General features: G+C 74.6%; 13 protein-coding genes. 6 read left to right on the plus strand and 7 right to left on the minus strand.

Features of this window, described 5'->3' with window-relative positions:
* Position 1 precedes the first annotated feature (1 nt).
* Positions 2–799, minus strand: a complete 798-nt coding sequence (locus AB0442_RS14085; protein ID WP_363542351.1) for a response regulator transcription factor — start codon at positions 797–799, stop codon at positions 2–4.
* Positions 800–1,323: 524 nt separating this feature from the next.
* On the opposite strand from AB0442_RS14085, the gene AB0442_RS14090 reads away from it, so the two are divergent.
* The 5 genes from AB0442_RS14090 to AB0442_RS14110 all read left to right on the plus strand — a co-directional run bounded on the left by AB0442_RS14090 (position 1,324) and on the right by AB0442_RS14110 (position 6,490).
* Positions 1,324–2,052 (plus strand): amino acid ABC transporter ATP-binding protein, encoded by a 729-nt coding sequence (locus tag AB0442_RS14090; protein ID WP_344623287.1) that lies wholly within the window; start codon positions 1,324–1,326, stop codon positions 2,050–2,052.
* A gap of 128 nt (positions 2,053–2,180) precedes the next feature.
* Positions 2,181–3,086 (plus strand): glutamate ABC transporter substrate-binding protein, encoded by a 906-nt coding sequence (locus AB0442_RS14095; protein ID WP_030272562.1) that lies wholly within the window; start codon positions 2,181–2,183, stop codon positions 3,084–3,086.
* A 46-nt stretch (positions 3,087–3,132) separates the two neighbouring features.
* Positions 3,133–3,783 carry an amino acid ABC transporter permease gene (locus AB0442_RS14100; protein WP_344623209.1) on the plus strand — a complete coding sequence of 217 codons (651 nt, stop codon included), beginning with the start codon at positions 3,133–3,135 and terminating at the stop codon, positions 3,781–3,783.
* Positions 3,780–4,613 (plus strand): amino acid ABC transporter permease, encoded by an 834-nt coding sequence (locus AB0442_RS14105; protein ID WP_363542352.1) that lies wholly within the window; start codon positions 3,780–3,782, stop codon positions 4,611–4,613. Before AB0442_RS14100 ends, AB0442_RS14105 begins: the two co-directional genes overlap by 4 nt.
* 95 nt (positions 4,614–4,708) lie before the next feature.
* A complete protein-coding gene (locus AB0442_RS14110; protein ID WP_366162866.1) occupies positions 4,709–6,490 on the plus strand; it encodes an FAD-dependent monooxygenase in 1,782 nt (593 codons plus the stop codon).
* A gap of 60 nt (positions 6,491–6,550) precedes the next feature.
* Here AB0442_RS14110 and rny read toward each other — a convergent pair whose 3' ends face one another.
* The 6 genes from rny to AB0442_RS14140 all read right to left on the minus strand — a co-directional run bounded on the left by rny (position 6,551) and on the right by AB0442_RS14140 (position 13,577).
* Complete coding sequence (gene rny / locus AB0442_RS14115) at positions 6,551–8,005, minus strand: ribonuclease Y (protein ID WP_366162868.1); 1,455 nt, start codon at positions 8,003–8,005, stop codon at positions 6,551–6,553.
* Between the two features lie 215 nt (positions 8,006–8,220).
* Entirely contained in the window at positions 8,221–9,177 is a 957-nt protein-coding gene (locus tag AB0442_RS14120; RefSeq protein WP_366162870.1) for a RecX family transcriptional regulator, read from the minus strand.
* A 7-nt stretch (positions 9,178–9,184) separates the two neighbouring features.
* Positions 9,185–10,291: a recombinase RecA gene (gene recA / locus AB0442_RS14125; protein ID WP_366162872.1), complete on the minus strand. Its 1,107-nt coding sequence runs from the start codon at positions 10,289–10,291 to the stop codon at positions 9,185–9,187.
* A 148-nt stretch (positions 10,292–10,439) separates the two neighbouring features.
* Positions 10,440–11,627: an AI-2E family transporter gene (locus tag AB0442_RS14130; RefSeq protein WP_366162888.1), complete on the minus strand. Its 1,188-nt coding sequence runs from the start codon at positions 11,625–11,627 to the stop codon at positions 10,440–10,442.
* A gap of 208 nt (positions 11,628–11,835) precedes the next feature.
* Positions 11,836–12,030, minus strand: coding sequence for a DUF3046 domain-containing protein (locus tag AB0442_RS14135; protein ID WP_363542357.1), 195 nt, complete (start codon positions 12,028–12,030; stop codon positions 11,836–11,838).
* 41 nt (positions 12,031–12,071) lie between these two features.
* The gene (locus AB0442_RS14140) at positions 12,072–13,577 is read right to left on the minus strand and encodes a S8 family serine peptidase (protein ID WP_366162874.1); all 1,506 of its coding nucleotides are present in this window, start codon (positions 13,575–13,577) and stop codon (positions 12,072–12,074) included.
* A gap of 222 nt (positions 13,578–13,799) precedes the next feature.
* On the opposite strand from AB0442_RS14140, the gene AB0442_RS14145 reads away from it, so the two are divergent.
* On the plus strand, positions 13,800–18,431 hold the full coding sequence (locus tag AB0442_RS14145) for an ATP-dependent helicase (RefSeq protein ID WP_366162876.1): 4,632 nt from the start codon (positions 13,800–13,802) through the stop codon (positions 18,429–18,431).
* The last annotated feature ends 373 nt before the right edge of the window (positions 18,432–18,804 follow it).

Below are 18,804 nucleotides of genomic sequence, written 5' to 3' on the forward strand. Positions count from 1 at the left end.
CTCAGCGCTCCGCGGTGCCGGTGCCGGCGGTGTCCGTGCCGGTGGTGCCCGTGTCGGCGGTGCCCGGGGCCCCGGCCGGTGCGGCCCGGTCGGCGTCGTCCGCGGGCTGCTCGGCGATCAGCCGGTAGCCGACGCCGCGGACGGCCTCGACGAGGCCGGGCAGGCCGAGCTTGGTGCGCAGCGAGCCGATGTGCACCTCCAGGGTGCGGCCGTTGCCCTCCCAGCCGCTGCGCCAGACCTCGCTGAAGATCTGCTCGCGGCGGTAGACCACGCCGGGGCTCTGCGCGAGCAGCGCCAGCAGGTCGAACTCCTTGCGGGTGAGCGGCACGTCGCGGCCCTGCACGCTGACCCGGCGGCGCTCGCGGTCGATCACGATGCCGCGGGAGGCGAGCGGTCCGCCGGCCTGCTCGGCCGGGCCGGCCGGGGCGGCGGGCAGGCCGCGGCGGGAGACGGCGTGGATCCGGGCGAGCAGTTCGCCCATGTCGTAGGGCTTGGTGATGTAGTCGTCGGCGCCGAGGTTGAGGCCGTGGATCCGGGAGCGGATGTCGGCCCGGGCGGTCACCATGATCACCGGGACGCCGCTGCCGGCCCTGATCCGGCTGCACACCTCGAAGCCGTCCCGGTCCGGCAGCCCGAGGTCGAGCAGCACCACCCGGAACGGATCGTTGCCGTCGGGCACGAGCGCGTCCAGCGCCTCGTGCCCGCTGCGCGCGTGCTTGACCTGGAAGCCGTGCCGGCCCAGGACAGCGGTGAGCGCGGCGGCGACCCGGTCGTCGTCCTCGACGAGCAGCAGTCGCATCCGGTACCTCCCATTTCTCCCGTTGCCGCGGTGGCCTGTCCGGCCAGTGTGCCGGGCGGACGGCCCGACCGGTACGGCCACGCGGTTCGGAGTATTGTGCCGTCCGCCCCGGGGGCGGCGACACCGGCGTCTGCGGGGCGGACGCGCCGCCCCGGCCCATCGCACCGCACACGGCCGGTCGCCGGGGGCCGCGGCCGCGGGCCGTTACCGAGCCGATACCCGGAGCCGTCCGGACCCGTCCCGATGCGCAGGGTGACTCCCCGGCGGCCGTGCGTGGCCTGATCGTGATCCTCAAGTTCCGCTCAGATCGACTGACATGGCATCGTCGGGCCTCCTATGGTCGGCCCACCGGGGGCTGCGGGCTCCGCCGGCTCCGGCCCCCGGCACCAGTCGGACCCACCGGTCCGACCCGCTTCGCACCACCAGCACTGCCACCCGAGGGAGTTCACCCCGGGTCAGAGACGAGGAGCTACCGCGCGATGACCGAGACCGCCGTCACCGATGCCGCGGCCGCAACCGCTCCGCTGGTGGTGCTGTCCGGCGTCAACAAGCACTTCGGCGCCCTCCACGTGCTGCAGGACGTCGACCTGAGCATCCGCCAGGGCGAGGTCGTGGTGCTGATCGGGCCGTCCGGCTCCGGCAAGTCGACGCTCTGCCGGACGATCAACCGGCTGGAGACGATCGACTCGGGCACCATCACCATCGACGGCCGGCCGCTGCCCGCGGAGGGCAAGGAGCTGGCCCGGCTGCGCGCCGAGGTCGGCATGGTGTTCCAGAGCTTCAACCTCTTCGCGCACAAGACGGTGCTGGAGAACGTCGTCCTGGCCCAGGTGAAGGTGCGCCGCGTCGCGCGCGCCCAGGCCGAGGCCACCGCCCGCGAGCTGCTGGAGCGGGTCGGCGTGGGCGCCCAGGCGGACAAGTACCCGGCGCAGCTCTCCGGCGGCCAGCAGCAGCGCGTGGCGATCGCCCGGGCGCTGGCGATGCGGCCGAAGGTGATGCTCTTCGACGAGCCGACCTCCGCGCTCGACCCGGAGATGGTCACCGAGGTGCTGGAGGTCATGCGCCAGCTCGCCGCCGAGGGCATGACGATGGTCGTGGTCACGCACGAGATGGGCTTCGCCCGCTCCGCCGCCAACCGGGTGCTGTTCATGGCGGACGGCCGGATCGTCGAGGAGAACACCCCGGACGCGTTCTTCACCGCCCCGCGGACGGACCGCGCCAAGGACTTCCTGTCCAAGATCCTGAGTCACTGAACGCCGCGGCGCCCCTCTGCGCGCCGACCCAGAGCGGCCGGGCCCGACGGGGTGCCCGGCCGCAGTCACGGAAGGTCCAGCCCGGCCCCCGGTCGTCCGGTGGCCACTACCGAGGAGAGCCAACCCTCATGAGGACTCGTCGCACCATCGCCGCCGCCCTGTCTGTGCTCGCGCTGACCGCCGTCGCCGCCTGCGGCAAGGACGGCTCGCCGGCCGGCTCCGACGCCGCCGCGCCGACCCTGCCCACCTACGCCGTGAACAAGTCCGCCAACCTGGACGCCTCGCCGGTGTGGAAGAAGGCCAAGGCCAAGGGCAAGCTCACCATCGGCGCCAAGGCGGACCAGCCGTACCTCGGCTTCGAGGACGTCACCGCCAACACCCGCACCGGCTTCGACATCGAGATCGCCAAGATGATCGCGGCCGACCTGGGCTTCGCGCCCGACCAGATCGACTTCAAGACCGTCGTCTCCGCCAACCGCGAGACGGAGATCAGCGGCGGCGGCATCGACTACTACGTCGGCACCTACAGCATCAACGACAAGCGCAAGGCCTCGGTCTCCTTCGCCGGCCCGTACTACATCGCCGGCCAGGACCTGCTGGTGAAGAAGGACAACACTGCCATCACCGGCCCGGAGTCGGTCGCGGGCAAGAACGTCTGCTCGGTGACCGGTTCCACCTCGGTGACCCAGATCCAGAAGTACGTCGGCGAGGGCAAGAAGGTCGTCCAGTACGACAACTACGCCCAGTGCGTCGACAAGCTGCTGACCGGCGAGATCGACGCGGTCACCACCGACGACGCGATCCTCAAGGGCTTCGGCGCCAAGAACGCCGGCAAGCTCAAGGTCGTCGGCAAGACCTTCTCCGCCGAGAAGTACGGCGTGGGCCTGAACCACGACGACAAGGTGCTGCGGGACGCCATCAACAACGCGCTGAAGGCCCACGAGGACAACGGCGACTGGAAGAAGGCGTACGACGCGACGCTCGGCCTGTCCGGTGCCGCCGCCCCGGCCGTGCCGCCGCTCGAGCGCTACTGATCCGGTCCGGGACCGGCCGAACGACCTAGAGAGGAGGGCCGCCGGCGTGGGCATACTGTTCGAGGGCGACAACTTCGCGCTCTTCCGCGACGGTTTCCTGCAGACGATCGAGCTCAGCGCGGTGAGTGCGCTGTTCGCGCTGCTGCTCGGCACCGTGCTGGCGGCCTTCCGGGTCTCCCCGGTCCCGGCGCTGCGGGTGTTCGGCACCGTGTGGGTGAACACCTTCCGGAACACCCCGCTGACCCTGCTGTTCTTCGCGGTGATCTTCGGACTCCCGCGGCTGGACGTGCACTTCGACAACTTCACCTTCGCGGTGATCGCGCTCAGCGCCTACACCGGCTCGTTCGTCTGCGAGGTGCTGCGCTCGGGCATCAACACGGTGCCGTTCGGGCAGGCCGAGGCCGCCCGCAGCCTGGGCATGTCCTTCGGCCAGACCCTCCTCCACGTCGTGCTGCCGCAGGCGGCCCGCACCGTGCTGCCGCCGATGAGCAGCATCTTCATCGCCCTGCCGAGGAACTCGGCGATCGCCGGCGCGTTCAGCGTCGCCGAGCTCTACAGCGTGCAGGCGACACTGAGCGACAAGGGGTACGCCATCCTCGCGATCTTCTTCTGGGTGGCGCTGGCCTACCTGCTGGTCAGCTTCACCGTCGGCGGTGTGTTCCGGTTCCTGGAGAGCCGTCTGGCGGTGGTCCGATGAGCACCCGTACCGCCACCGCGACCGTCCTCTTCGACACCCCCGGCCCGAAGGCCACGCTCCGCTACCGGCTGTTCGGCGTCCTGTCGCTGCTCGCCATCGCCGGCCTCGGCTGGTACGTGTACGCCAAACTGGACGCGGCCGGGCAGTTCGACCCCCAGCTGTGGGACCCGTTCCAGTACACGGCCGTGCAGCAGCGCATCCTCGACGGCATGGTGGCCACCCTCAAGGTCTTCGCGCTGGCCGGTGTGCTGTCGATCGTGCTCGGCGCGCTGCTGGCCGCCGGCCGGCTCTCCGACCACCTCCCGGTGCGCGCGGTGTCCTCGGCCCTGGTGCAGTTCTTCCGCGCCATGCCGCTGCTCATCATGATCTTCGCCCTGTACCACGCGGTGTTCCCCTCGGAGCCGATGCCGGCCCTCGTCCTCGGGCTCACCCTCTACAACGGCGCCGTCCAGGCCGAGATCATGCGCACCGGCATCCTCGCGCTGCCCCGCGGCCAGGGCGAGGCCGCCTACGCCCTGGGCATGGGCAAGACCCAGGTCATGACGCTGATCCTGGTGCCGCAGGCGGTCCGGTCGATGCTCCCGGCGATCATCGGCCAGCTGGTGGTCACCCTCAAGGACACCTCGCTCGGCTTCGTCATCACCTACCCCGAACTGCTCTACGCGGGCAAGCTGATCGCCAGCAACTCCACGGGCTATCCGTACATCCCCGTGGTGATCGTCGTCGGCACGCTCTACATCGGCCTGTGCCTCGCCCTCACCGGCCTCGCCAAGTGGCTCGAGGCGCGCGGCCGCCGCGGCGCGAACCGGCGCACACCTGCTGCTGCTTGACGTCAACCCAGGTGATCTGTTGCATTGCTCTTCGTGACACCACCAGGGACGACCCCCGCGGCACATGCTGATCCCGCACGCCCGGAGGTCCCCGCGTGGACCCGGTGATCGTCGTCGGGGCCGGGCCGGTCGGGCTGTCGCTCGCCCTGGCCCTGGCCCGGCACGAGGTGCCGAGCGTCGTCCTCGACGAGGGCGCGGGCCTCTGCCCGGAGAGCCCCCGCACCGTCGTCCTCGGCCCCGACACCACCGCCCTGCTCGAACGCCTCGGCTACACCCGGGCCGCCTCCGACGCGGCGCGCTGGGACGCCTTCACGGTCTGGCGCCGACGCGCCGAGGTCCTGCGGATCCCGCTCGACGAGGAGCCGGTGCTGCACCTCGCGCAGCACCGGCTGCAGCGCGGCCTGCGCGACGCGGTCACCGCCACCCCGCTGATCCAGCTGGCGCCGCTCACCCGCGTCGTCGAACTCGAACAGGACCGGGACGGCGTCAGCGTCCGCACCACCGGCACCCGTGACGGCGCCTCCACCTGGTGGCGCGGCAGCCACCTGGTCGGCTGCGACGGCGCCCGCTCCACCGTCCGCAAACTGCTGAAGATCCGCTTCCCCGGCCGGCCCGCCGTCGACCGGCACGCGGTCGCCACCGTCCGCGTCGACCTGCCCTTCCCCGGCGAGGCCCGGCTGCACCGCGAACCCCCGTGGCGCGGCGACCGCGAGGCCTCCGCCCGCCCGCTGCCCGACGGCCTGTGGCGCCTCGACTGGCGGCTGCCCCCGGGCCGCCCCGCCCCGACCGAACCGGTCGACCCGCACGCCACCTGGCCCGGCATCGTCACCGGCGACACCCTGCTCACCCGGGTCCGCGCCGCCCTCACCGGCTGGTGCGGCGAACTCCCCGCGTACGAGCTGCTCGCGGCCGCCGACCACACCGCCCAGCAGCGGCTCGCCGCCCGGTTCCGCTCCGGCCGCTGCTTCCTCGCCGGCGACGCCGCCCACCTGCACGGCGCCCTCGGCATGCAGAACCTCGTCGACGGGCTCCGCGACGCCGACAACCTGGCCTGGCGGCTCGCCCTGGCCTGGCACCTCCACTCCGGCGGGCCGCAGCCCGGCGGGGCGCTGCTGGACGGCTACGAGGCCGAGCGGCGCAGCGCCGTCGGCGCCCGGCTGCGCGCCGTGGACCAGGCGATGCCGCTGCTGCGGCCGCTGCGCGGCTGGCAGCAGACCCGGCGGTCGATGTTCACCGGCTCGTTCCGCAAGCACGCGCCGCTGCTGGCGGACGGCCAGCTCGGCACCGGCCGCTTCGGCGGCGCACCCGCCTACCCGGCCGCCCCGTCCGGGGTGCCCGGGCAGGTCCCGGAGCAGCGCGCGGCCCGTGCCACCTCGCTCACCGAGAACCTGCCGCCGACCGCGCCGGGCGTGCAGGTGCCCGACCTGGCGGTGGTCACCACCGAGGGTACGCCGGACCGGCTGCGCGCCCGGCTCGGGCTGGGCTTCCTGCTGGTGCTGGTCGCGCCCGGCACGGCCGTCTGGTCGTCCCGGCACTGGCTGGGCGCCGGGATGATGCCGCGGCTCACCGAGGTGGCCGCGGCGCTGCCCGTCCCGGCCGAGGTGCTGGTCACCGAGGAGTACCCGGGGGCCGAGCCGCACACCGTGCTGCTGGTGCGGCCGGACGGGCACCTGGTCGGCACCACCCAGGGCTGCCGGGCCGAGGAGCTGCGCAGCCTCGCGGAGGGCGCCCGCGGCGGGCCGGCCCGGCTCCCGGCCGCCGGCGGTGGGACCGGCCGGACGCCGGAACGCGGTCCGGAGGCGGCGTCGCGGGAGGACGCCGCCCGGGAGAAGGCTGCCCGGGAGGACGCCGCCCGGGACGGTGCGGGTCGCCGCTGACGCGCCACGGGGAGGGAGCAGGGACGGCGCAGGGACGGCGCGGGTCCGGCGGGAGGGTGCTCAGCGGGCGAACTCGGTGGCCCGGCTCTCGCGGACCACGGTGATCCGTATCTGCCCGGGGTAGGTCAGCTCCTCGCGGACTTGCCGGGCGACCTCCCGGGCGATGGTCTTGGCCCGCAGGTCGTCCACCTTCTCGGGCTGGACCATCACCCGCACCTCGCGCCCGGCCTGCATCGCGAAGACCTTGGAGACGCCCTCGTGCGAGCGGGCGATCTCCTCCAGCCGCTCCAACCGCCGGACGTACGCCTCCAGCGACTCCCGGCGGGCGCCGGGGCGGCTGCCGGAGCAGGCGTCCGCGGCCTGGGTGAGCACCGCCTCGACCGTCTTGGGGTCGACCTCGCCGTGGTGGGCCTCGATCGCGTGCACCACCTCGGCGGACTCGCCGTGCCGGCGGGCGAACTCCGCGCCGATCGCGGCGTGGCTGCCCGGCAGTTCGTGGCTGAGCGCCTTGCCGATGTCGTGCAGCAGCGCGGAGCGCTTCACCAGGTCCTGGTCGACGCCGAGTTCGGCCGCCATCATGCCGGCGATGTGCGCGGACTCCACCAGGTGCCCGAGCACGTTCTGCCCGTACGAGGTGCGGTACCGCAGGGTGCCGAGGGTCCGGACGAGCTCCGGCTCCATGCCGTCGAGCTGGACGGCGAGCAGGGCGTCCTCACCGGCCCGCACGCAGAGCCGCTCGACCTCGGCGCGGCTGCGTTCGTGGACCTCCTCGATCCGCAGCGGGTTGATCCGGCCGTCGGCGGTGAGCGCCTCCAGGGTCAGCCGGGCGGCCTCCCGGCGGACGGGGTCGAAGCAGGAGAGCTGGACGAGTTCGGGGGTGTCGTCGACGATCAGGTTGACCCCGGTGACGGCCTCGAAGGCCCGGATGTTGCGGCCCTCGCGGCCGATCACCCGGCCCTTCATGTCCTCGTTGGGCAGCTTGAAGGCGGCCACCACGGTGTCGGCGGTCTGTTCGGCGGCCAGCCGCTGGATCGAACCGGCGATGATCTCGCGGGCCCGCTGGTCGCCCTCGGTCTTGGCCCGGCGCTCGATCTCCCGGACGGTGACGGCCGCGTCCCGGCGGGCCTCCGACTCGACGGCGCGGGTGAGTTCCTCCCGGGCGCGGGCGGCGGTCAGCCCGGCGGCGGTCTCCAGCGCGCGGCGCCGGTCGGTCTCCAGCTCGGCGAGTTCGGCCCGGGTGGCGTCCAGTTCCGTGGCGCGGCGGTCGAGTTCGTCCTCCTGGGCGCGCAGCCGGCGCAGCTCCTCGGCCAACCGCTCCTCGCGGCGGTCGAGTTCGGTGCGCAGCTGGGTGGCCTGGGTCTCGGCCCAGGTGCGCGCCCGCTCGGCCTCGCCGACGGCGCGGCGCTGGGCGGCCTGCAGACGGCGGATCATCAGCCAGGTGAGGGCCAGGACGAGGCAGAGGACGGCGGTCAGCAGCAGGGAGGCGACCGATCCGGTGCCCATCGCGATCCTCATCCCGGCCTCACTCCCCGTGCCTGCGCGCTGTGTCGGTGCGGCGGTGAGGGAACTGCCGGGGACCGGGGGGTGGTACGCGGAACCGACTCCGACCGATCCTGCACACGGCAGGCCGTAGCGTGATCGAAGTGATCCCTCACTGCTTGCGAGGCTAAGCGCAGGTTACGAAACGGTCAAGATGCGATCGAGAGTTGATGCCGATTACTGATGATCCGTCACCAATCCTCGCCGAGGCCTTCACTCTCCTCCCCCAGGGCCTCCCGGACGACGCGGAAGGCGAGGCCCTCGGAGTAGCCGCGGCGGGCGAGCATGCCGACCAGTCGGCGGGTGCGGGCCTGCGGCTCCAGACCGCGGGTGGTACGGAGCTTGCGGTCGACCAGGGCGCGGGCGGCCTCGGCCTCGTCGTCGGAGTCGACCCGGGCCAGCGCCTCCTCGACGAGGTCGCCGGAGACGCCGCGGGTGCGCAACTCCTGGGCGAGGGCACGGCGGGCGAGGCCGCGGCGGCCGTGCCGGGCGTCCACCCAGGCGGCGGCGAAGGCGGCGTCGTCGATCAGCCCGACCTCCTCGTAGCGGGAGAGCACCTCCTCGGCGACGTCGTCGGGGATCTCCCGCTTGCGCAGGGCGTCGGCGAGTTGCTTGCGGGTACGCGGGCTGCCGGTGAGCAGGCGCAGGCAGATGTCGCGGGCCCGGCCGGCGGGGTCGGCGGATTCCTCGGCGCGTCGGCGCGGGGCGGCGTCGGAGGACCGGTCGCCCCGCTCGGTGGGATCGGACCGCCGACGGCGTCCGCCCGGCCGTTCGGCACGCTCGCGCCGCTCGGCGCGGTCGACACGGTCATCGCGGTCGGCACCGTCGGTGCTGTCACCGCCGTCCGACCGCGGTGACCGTGCACGCCGGGGCTGCGGGGCCGCCTCCTCGGCGGGCGGTTCGGCCTCCTCCGGGGCGAGCGCGCTGCGTCGGCGCCGGCGGCCGGCGGGCAGCGCGGAGGCCGAGCGCAGGCCCGGCACCTCGGCGAGGCTCGGCGCGGGGCCGTCGTGGTCGTCGGGCCCGGACGGTCCATCCGCCTCCGGCTCCTCCTCGGGGAGGGCGACGGCGGCGAACCAGTCGGGCGGTCCGGCGTCATCGGGCTCGGCGGCGGGTGAGGCCGAGCCCGATGGGCGGTCGGGGATGTGCATCGGCGGATCAGGCCTTGGCGGCGGCCGCCGTCTTCTTGGCGGCGGTCTTGGTGACCGGCGCCGCAGCCGGAGCCTCGGCAGCCGGTGCCGCGGCGGCGGCGTCGGCCGACACCTCGGTCTTCGGGCCGATGCCGAGCTTGCCCTTGATCTTCCGCTCGATCTCGTCGGCGAGCTGCGGGTTGTCCCGCAGGAAGTTACGGGCGTTCTCCTTGCCCTGGCCGAGCTGGTCACCCTCGTAGGTGTACCAGGCGCCGGACTTGCGGATGAAGCCGTGCTCGACGCCCATGTCGATCAGGCCGCCCTCGCGGCTGATGCCGACGCCGTAGAGGATGTCGAACTCGGCCTGCTTGAACGGGGCCGCGACCTTGTTCTTGACGATCTTGACGCGGGTGCGGTTGCCGACCGCCTCGGTGCCGTCCTTCAGGGTCTCGATGCGGCGGATGTCCAGGCGGACGGAGGCGTAGAACTTCAGCGCCCGGCCACCGGTCGTGGTCTCCGGGGAGCCGAACATGACGCCGATCTTCTCGCGCAGCTGGTTGATGAAGATGGCGGTGGTGTTCGACTGGTTGAGCGCGCCGGCGATCTTGCGCAGGGCCTGGCTCATGAGCCGGGCCTGGAGGCCGACGTGCGAGTCGCCCATCTCACCCTCGATCTCGGCGCGCGGGACGAGCGCGGCGACCGAGTCGATGATCACCAGGTCGATCGCGCCGGAGCGGATCAGCATGTCGGTGATCTCCAGCGCCTGCTCGCCGGTGTCCGGCTGGCTGACCAGCAGGGCGTCGGTGTCGACGCCGAGCTTCTTGGCGTACTCGGGGTCGAGGGCGTGCTCGGCGTCGACGAAGGCGACGGTGCCGCCGGCCTTCTGCGCGTTGGCGGCGAGGTGCAGCGTCAGCGTGGTCTTGCCGGAGGACTCCGGGCCGTAGATCTCGACCACGCGGCCGCGCGGGATGCCGCCGACGCCGAGCGCGACGTCCAGTGCGGTGGAGCCGGTCGGGATCACGTCGATGGGCTCGTTGGCCTTCTCGCCGAGGCGCATCACCGAGCCCTTGCCGAACTGCCGCTCGATCTGGGCGAGTGCGGTCTCAAGGGCCTTCTCGCGGTCCGTTCCTGCCATGGCTTCCACCCTCGGGTTCTGTGCTGTGCGCTTCATCGTCCTCGACGCTAGCGCGTCCCACCGACAATCGACCCGGATCGGGCCGCGCCTGTGGAGAACTCGCCGCCCACAAGTATAGAGAACAATCGTTCGAATCTTGCGGAGACTCCTACGGCTCCCCGTCCCGCCTGTCCCGACCTGCGGAATCGTCCGCGGATCCGGTCCCCATCATGCGCCGCAGACGGCGCGCGGCCTGCCGCCTGCGCTCCCGGCGTCCCTTCCGCTCCTCCCCGCGGTCGATCCGCGGGTCGGTCGCCACCTCGTAGCGGCGCACGTAGGTGCCGACGAATCCCTGCAGGGTGGCCGCGGCCGGGATGGCGATCAGCGCGCCCACCGCGCCGAGCAGCGCCGCCCCGGCGATCACCGAGCCGAACGCCACCGCGGGGTGCACGTCCACCGTCTTCGCGGTGATCCGCGGGTGCAGCAGGTAGTTCTCGACCTGCTGGTAGACGATGACGAAGCCGAGCACCCAGACCGCGTCCACCGACTGCCCGGTCAGCGCGACCAGCACCGGCAGCGCACCCGCGATGTAGGTGCCGATGGTCGGCACGAACTGCGACATCACGCCGACCCAGACGCCGAGCGCGGCCGCGTACGGCAGGCCGAGGATCTGGAAGACCAGCCAGTGCGCCAGCGTCGAGATGAGCGCGAGCAGCGCGCGGGAGTACAGGTAGCCGCCGGTCTTGGCGAGCGCGATCTCCCAGGCGCGCAGCACCTCGCCCTGCTTGGCGGGCGGCAGCAGCGAGCAGACGGTGCGCCGCACCCGCGGGCCGTCGGCGGTGAAGTAGAAGCTGAACAGGCCGACGGTGAAGAGCTGGAAGAGGCCGCCGATCACGGTGCTGGAGACGCCCCAGACGTTGCCGGCCGCCTGCTGGGCGTACTTCTCGACCGTCCCGGAGTCCTTGAGCACCCGCTTCTGCAGCTCGTCCAGCGAGAGGTCCTGGTGGAAGGTCCGGTTGATCCAGCCGATCAGGTTCTCCAGCAGGTGCGGCAGCTCGCCGGCGACCCGGGTGACCTGGTCGACGAGCAGCGTGCCGAGCGCGGCGAGGAAGCCGCCGACCGCGACCACCACGGCGATGAACACCAGGAAGGTGCCGAGCCCGCGGCGCACCCCGCGGGCCGCCATCCGGTCCACCGCCGGCTCCATGGCCAGCGAGAGGAAGAAGGCCACCAGCAGCATGACGAAGAGGTCGATCAGCTGGTGGAACGCCCAGTCGGCGAGCTGGAAGAGGCCGACCAGCACCAGGGCGAGCACCATCGCCCGGGGCAGCCAGCGCGGCATGGCCCCGCCGCGCAGCTGGGGTCTGCGGCCGAACCGTTCGTCGCGGGCGGGCCGTCCTTCCGGTGCCCCGGGCACCTGGCTGCTCTGCTGTTCTGGGCTGCTGTCCACCCGCCAAGTCTCGCCCATCGGACGGACGGCGTTTCCGGAATCGCGGCCGGGCCGCCGCGGCGCGGGTCGGGCCGGAGGCTCGGGCCGGCCCCGCGGGTCGGCGCAGCCCCGCGGCTCAGCGCAGCCGGGCGGGGACCCCCTGGTTGCCGCAGACCACCCGCCAGACGTCCTTGGCCTCCCAGCCGCCGTCCAACGCCTGCTGCACCGTCCGGCCGCCGAGCTCGCTCATCACGTGGTCCTGCGCGAACGACTCCGCGTACGCCTCGCCGAAGTGCTCGTTCATCCGTCGCCAGAACTCGGTCAGCCTCATGGCACCCAGTATCCCCGAGCCGGGCCGGGAGCCGCGGGCCCTCAGGGCAGCGTGAGCAGGCCGGCGCCGTAGAACCTGCGGTCGCCGCAGGTGTCCGGCCCGGTCGGGCAGTTGGCGGCGGCGGCCGACTCCAGTTCGCCGGTGATCCGGTCGGGCCCCCAGCCGGGGTGCTCGGCGGCCACCACCGCGACGGCTCCGGTGACGTGCGCGGCGGCCATCGAGGTGCCGGCGAGCGCCGCGTACCGGTCGCCCGGCCAGTCGGAGACGATCGCGCCGTCCGCCCCGCCGTCGGGGTCGCCGCCGGGCGCGGCGATGGTGACGCCGCCGTAGTTGGTGTAGCCGGCCGGCACCCCGGCGCGGTCGACGGCGCTGACGGTGACCACGCCCGGCAGCTCCCCGGGCAGCCGGATGCACTCGGTGCCGAGGTGGCGGTCCTGCGGCGGGCCGGAGAGGCGGTCGTTGGGGCTGCGCCGGTCGTCGCGGTCGGCGGTGAGGTCCTGGCCGTCGTTGCCGGCCGAGGCGACGACGACCGAGCCGCGCTTCCGGGCGTAGGCGACGGCCCGGCCGACGGCCTGGGTGAGGGCGGCCTGGTCCGGGTCCTCGGGGCAGTTGTACTTCCACGGGTCGGCGAAGTAGCTGTCGTTGATCGCGCGGGCGCCGTGGTCGGCGGCCCAGAGCATGCCGCAGACGATGTTCTCGGCGTAGTACTGGCCGAGCGGGCCGAGCAGCCGCACGGCGGCGATCCGGACGCCGGGGGCGACGCCGGTGACGCCGCGGCCGTCCCGGGCGGCGCCGACGATGCCGGCCACGTGGGTGCCGTGGCCGCTCTCGGAGACGCCCTCCTCGGGCCGCCAGGCGCCGTAGCGGGCGTCCGGGCGTCCGTCGGCGCAGGAGACCGAGGCCCGCGGGTCGACCGCGTCCCGCAGATCCGGGTGGGTGTCGTCGACGCCGGAGTCGAGCACGGCGACGAGCACGCCGCGCAGGGCGGCGGCGGTCGGCGCGGACGCGGCTCCGGCACGGTCCGCGGCGGGGGTGCGCAGCAGTGCGGCGGAGGCGGTCCGCGGGTCCCCGGCGCCGATCATGGCGAGGTTCCAGTCGTCCTGCTCGGCCGGGTCGGAGAGGCCGCCCTGGGCGTCGTCGGCGGCGGCCGCGGCCTCGCTGGCGGGGCGGAAGTCGGCGCCGGTGAGCGGGCCGGGCGGGCTCGGCACGGTGGCGGTGCGGGTGGCCCCGACGGCGGCTATGCCGGGCCGTTCGCGCAGCCGCCGGGCGAAGCCGCCGGAGGCGTAGGCGAGCACAGCGCCGATCTGGGGGTAGTCCTGGACGACCCGTCCGCCGGCCGCCCGGGCCTCGGCCGCGGCGAGCGAGGCGCCGTCGGCGTCCTGCCGCTCGGCGAGCACCAGGTAGCTGAGGTAGGCCCGGCCCGCGCCGGAGACGTAGGGGACGGCGCCGCCGACGACCAGGGCGACGAGCAGCATCGCCAGCAGCAGCTGGAGGAGTCGGCGGCGTCCGCGGGCGGGGCTGCGGGTCGCCGGGGCACCCGGTTCCATGGCGACCTCCGCTCTCCGCGGGACGGGGCGCGGGGCGGCCCGACCGAGTTGGTGGAGTCCTCCTCCCGGGGCACGACGACTCCGGAAAGTGTGACTGAATCTTCACCATATGAGTGGAATGTCCGATTCTGCTCCCCGGGTTGCGGCAGACGGAGTGCCCGGCGGCGACGGAGTGCCCGGCGGTGGACCCGCCCTGTCAGTGGCACCGGGCACCATGGGGGCATGGCGCAGCACAGCCCCGCGGACGCCCTCGCCGGATTCGCCCCGGCCACCAGGGCCTGGTTCACCGGCGCCTTCACCGCGCCCACCGCCGCCCAGGCCGAGGCCTGGACGGCCATCGGCCGGGGCACCGACGTCCTGGTCGTCGCCCCCACCGGCTCCGGCAAGACCCTGGCGGCCTTCCTCTCCGCGCTGGACCGGCTCGCCTCCACCCCGCCGCCGGCCGACCCCAAGCGCCGCTGCCGGGTGCTCTACATCTCGCCGCTGAAGGCCCTCGCGGTGGACGTCGAGCGCAACCTCCGCGCCCCGCTCACCGGCCTGCGCCAGGCCTCCGTCCGGCTCGGCCTGCCCGAGCCGGAGATCGAGGTCGGCATCCGCTCCGGCGACACCCCCGCCACCGACCGGCGCCGCTTCGCCTCCCACCCGCCGGACATCCTCATCACCACCCCCGAGTCGCTCTTCCTGCTGCTCACCTCGGCCGCCCGGGACGCGCTGCGCGGCATCGACACGGTGATCCTCGACGAGGTGCACGCGGTCGCCGGCACCAAGCGCGGCGCCCACCTCGCGCTCAGCCTGGAGCGGCTGGACGCGCTGCTGGACGCGCCGGCCCGCCGGATCGGTCTGTCCGCCACCGTCCGGCCGGTCGAGGAGGTCGCCCGCTTCCTCAGCCCGCAGCGCGGCGCGGTCGTCGTCCAGCCGCCCGCCGCCAAGGAGTTCGACCTGTCGGTGGTCGTCCCGGTCGCCGACCTCGACGAACTGCCCGCCGCCGCCGGCGACGACGACCCCGCACGGCAGACCTCGATCTGGCCGCACGTCGAGGAGCGCATCGTCGACCTCGTCCAGGCGCACCGCTCGACCATCGTCTTCGCCAACTCCCGCCGCCTCGCCGAACGCCTCTGCAACCGGCTGAACGAGATCGCCCACGAGCGCGCCACCGGAGAACCGCTGCCCGAGGCGCACGCCCCCGCCCAGCTGATGGGCGGCTCCGGCGCTGCCGGCGGCGCCCCGCCGCTGATCGCCCGCGCCCACCACGGCTCGGTCTCCAAGGAGCAGCGCGCCCAGGTCGAGGAGGACCTCAAGGCCGGCCGGCTGCCCGCCGTGGTCGCCACCTCCAGCCTGGAGCTCGGCATCGACATGGGCGCCGTCGAGCTGGTCGTCCAGGTCGAGTCCCCGCCCTCGGTCGCCTCCGGCCTGCAGCGCGTCGGCCGGGCCGGCCACCAGGTCGGCGCGGTCTCCACCGGCGTCGTCTTCCCCAAGTACCGCGGCGACCTGGTGCAGTCCGCCGTCGTCACCGAGCGGATGCGCGCCGGCCGGATCGAGGCGCTGCGGATCCCCCGCAACCCGCTGGACGTCCTCGCCCAGCAACTGGTCGCCGTCACCGCCCTGGACACCTGGGACGTCGACGAGCTGCTCGCCCTCGTCCGCCGGGCCGCCCCCTTCGCCTCCCTGCCGCAGTCCGCGTTCGACGGCGTCCTCGACATGCTCGCCGGGCGGTACCCGTCCGACGCCTTCGCCGAGCTGCGCCCGCGCCTGGTGTGGGACCGCGTCGCCGGCACCGTCACCGGCAGGCCCGGCGCCCAGCGGCTCGCCGTCACCTCCGGCGGCACCATCCCCGACCGCGGCCTGTTCGGCGTGTTCATCGCCGGCACAGACCCGAAGAAAGGCGGCGGCCGGGTCGGCGAGCTCGACGAGGAGATGGTCTACGAGTCCCGGGTGGGCGACGTCTTCACCCTGGGCACCACCTCCTGGCGGATCGAGGACATCACCCACGACAAGGTCCTCGTCACCCCCGCCCCCGGCGTGCCCGGTCGGCTGCCCTTCTGGAAGGGCGACACCCTCGGCCGCCCGCTCGAACTCGGCCGCGCCGTCGGCGCCTTCGTCCGCGAGCTCGGCTCGCTCCCGCCCGAGCGGGCCACCGAGCGGCTGAAGGCCGCCGGCCTCGACGACTGGGCCGCCGGCAACCTGCTCACCTACCTCGCCGAGCAGCGCGCCGCCTGCGGCCACCTGCCGGACGACCGCACCATCGTCGTCGAACGCTTCCGCGACGAGCTCGGCGACTGGCGGATCGTCGTCCACTCCCCCTTCGGCGCCCAGGTGCACGCCCCCTGGGCGCTCGCCCTCGGCGCCCGACTGCGCGAGAAGCACGGCCTCGACCCGCAGGTCATGCACGCCGACGACGGCATCGTGCTGCGGCTGCCCGACGCAGACCTGCTGGACTTCCCCTCCCCCGACGCACCGCCCGCCGACGAGGCCCCGGTCGGCGCGGACGCCGCGCTCTTCGACAGCGCCGAGATCGAACAGCTCGTCACCGACCAGGTCGGCGGCTCCGCGCTGTTCGCCTCCCGCTTCCGCGAGTGCGCCGGCCGGGCCCTGCTGCTGCCCCGCCGCAGCCCCGGCCGCCGCACCCCGCTCTGGCAGCAGCGCCAGCGCGCCTCCCAACTGCTGGAGGTCGCCGCCGAGTACGGTTCCTTCCCGATCGTGCTGGAGGCCGTCCGCGAGTGCCTGCAGGACGTCTTCGACGTGCCCGGCCTGGTCGAACTCATGGGCGACCTGGAGTCCCGCGCCGTCCGCCTGGTCGAGGTCACCACCCCCGAGCCCTCCCCCTTCGCCCGCTCTCTGCTCTTCGGCTACGTCGCCCAGTTCCTCTACGAGGGCGACTCCCCGCTCGCCGAGCGCCGTGCCGCCGCGCTCTCCCTCGACTCCCGGCTGCTGTCCGAACTGCTCGGCCAGGCCGAACTGCGCGAACTCCTCGACCCGGAGGTCCTCGCCCAGCTGGAGGCCGAACTCCAGCGCCTCACCCCGGAGCGGCGGATCAAGGACGCCGAGGGCGTCGCCGACGCGCTGCGGCTGCTCGGCCCGCTCTCCGAGGCCGAACTCACCGTCCGCGGCGCCGAACCGCCCTGGGCGCCGGAGCTGGAGTCCGCCCGCCGGGCCATCCGGGTCCGGATCGGCGGCGAGCTGCGCTGGGCCGCGATCGAGGACGCCGGCCGGCTCCGCGACGCCCTCGGCACCCCCCTGCCGGTCGGCGTCCCCGAGGCCTTCACCGAACCGGTCAAGGACCCGCTCGGCGACCTGCTCGCCCGTTACGCCCGCACCCACGGCCCGTTCACCGCCCCCGAGGCCGCCGCCCGCTTCGGCCTCGGCTCCGCGGTCGTCACCGGCACCCTGCACCGGCTCACCGCCGCCGGCCGCCTCGTCCAGGGCGAGTTCCGGCCGGTCGAGGGCCACACCGCCACCGTCGAGTGGTGCGACGCCGAGGTGCTGCGCCGGCTGCGGCGCCGCTCGCTCGCCGCCCTCCGCCAGGAGGTCGAGCCGGTGCCGCCCCGCTCGCTGGCCGCCTTCCTGCCGCAGTGGCAGCACCTCGCCGGGCACCGGCTGCGCGGCCTCGACGGCCTCTACCGGGTGGTCGAACAGCTCCAGGGCACCGCCCTGCCCGCCTCCGCCCTGGAGAAGCTGGTCCTCCCGGCCCGGCTGAACGACTACACCCCCGAGATGCTCAACGAGCTGATGGTCGCCGGCGAGGTCGGCTGGGCCGGCGCCGGCGCCCTGCCCGGCAAGGACGGCTGGATCAGCCTCCACCTCGCCGAGAACGCCCACCTGCTGCGCCCCGAGCCGGTGCCGCCCGCCCTCACCCCCGTCCTCACCGACCTGCTGGAGACCCTCTCCGGCGGGTACGGCCTGCTCTTCCGCCAGCTCGCCGACCGGCAGCCGGACACCCCCGAGACGGCCCTCGCCGACGCCCTGTGGGACTTGGTCTGGGCCGGGTACGTCACCAACGACTCGCTCGCCCCGCTGCGCGCACTGCTCGGCTCCGGCCGCACCGCCGGGTCGACGGCGCACCGGGCGCCGCGCGCCACCCCGCGCGGCCGCTTCGGCGGCGCCGGCCGGGCCTACGGCACCCGCCGGCCCGGCCCGCCCACCACGGTCGGCCGCTGGTCGCTGCTGCCGGAGCCCACCACCGAGGCGACCGCCCGGGCCGCGGCCCGGGCGCAGAGCCTGCTCGACCGGCACGGCATCCTCACCCGCGGCACCGTCGCCGCCGAGCGCGTCCCCGGCGGCTTCGCCGGCGTCTACCGGGTGCTCTCCGCCTTCGAGGAGCGCGGCCGGGCCCGCCGCGGGTACTTCGTCGAGGGTCTGGGCGGCGCCCAGTTCGCCATGGACGGCGCCGCGGACCGGCTGCGCTCGGTCAGCGGGCGGCTGGAGCGCGCCGGGGCACAGGGCTGGACGGCCGGGCCGGGCAGCGCCGACCAGCCGGAGGCGCTGGTGCTGGCCGCCGCCGACCCGGCCAACGCCTACGGCGCGGCCCTGGACTGGCCCGAACCACCGGGCGCCTCCCCCGCGAGGGGCTCCGCCCACCGCCCCGGGCGCAAGGCCGGCGCCCTGGTCGTCCTGGTCGACGGCGAGCTGGTGCTGTACGTGGAGCGCGGCGGCAAGTCGCTGCTGTCCTGGGCGGAGGGCGAGGTGCTGGCGACGGCCGCGCAGGCCCTGGGGCGGGCGGCCCGCGAGGGGGCGCTCGGCAGCGTCACGGTGGAGCGCGCCGACGGCGAGCCGGCCCTCACCTCACCGCTCGGCCCCGTCCTGGAGGCCGCCGGCTTCCACCCCACCCCCCGCGGCTACCGCCTCCGCCCCCAATAGCCCCCGGGGCGCTCGGGCGGTCGGTTCAGGGGCGCGAGGGGGCACCTGTGCGCCTTTGAAGGCAGGGCCCTAGGCCGCCGGGCCGAGGCCGTCCTGGTCCGGCGGGGTGGGGCGGGGGCGGCGGCGGGCCGGGCCGGTCAGCCGGCGGTCGGTGTGGACGGGCAGCAGCCCGAGTCCCCAGCCGCCGGCGGCGAGTATGCCGAGTGCCGGGCCGTCGCCGGCCGCGCCGGGGACGAACAGCCACCATCCGGTGGCCGCACACAGCAGGGCGGCCGGGCGGGGGGGCGCCCGGGGGGGGGGGCCCCCGCCCCCCCCCCCGCCCCCCGGGGGGGGGGGGGGGGGGAGACGGCGCCCCCGGGGGCCCCCGAAACAC

Source organism: Kitasatospora sp. NPDC085895, from assembly GCF_040702125.1.
Taxonomy (GTDB): domain Bacteria; phylum Actinomycetota; class Actinomycetes; order Streptomycetales; family Streptomycetaceae; genus Kitasatospora; species Kitasatospora arboriphila.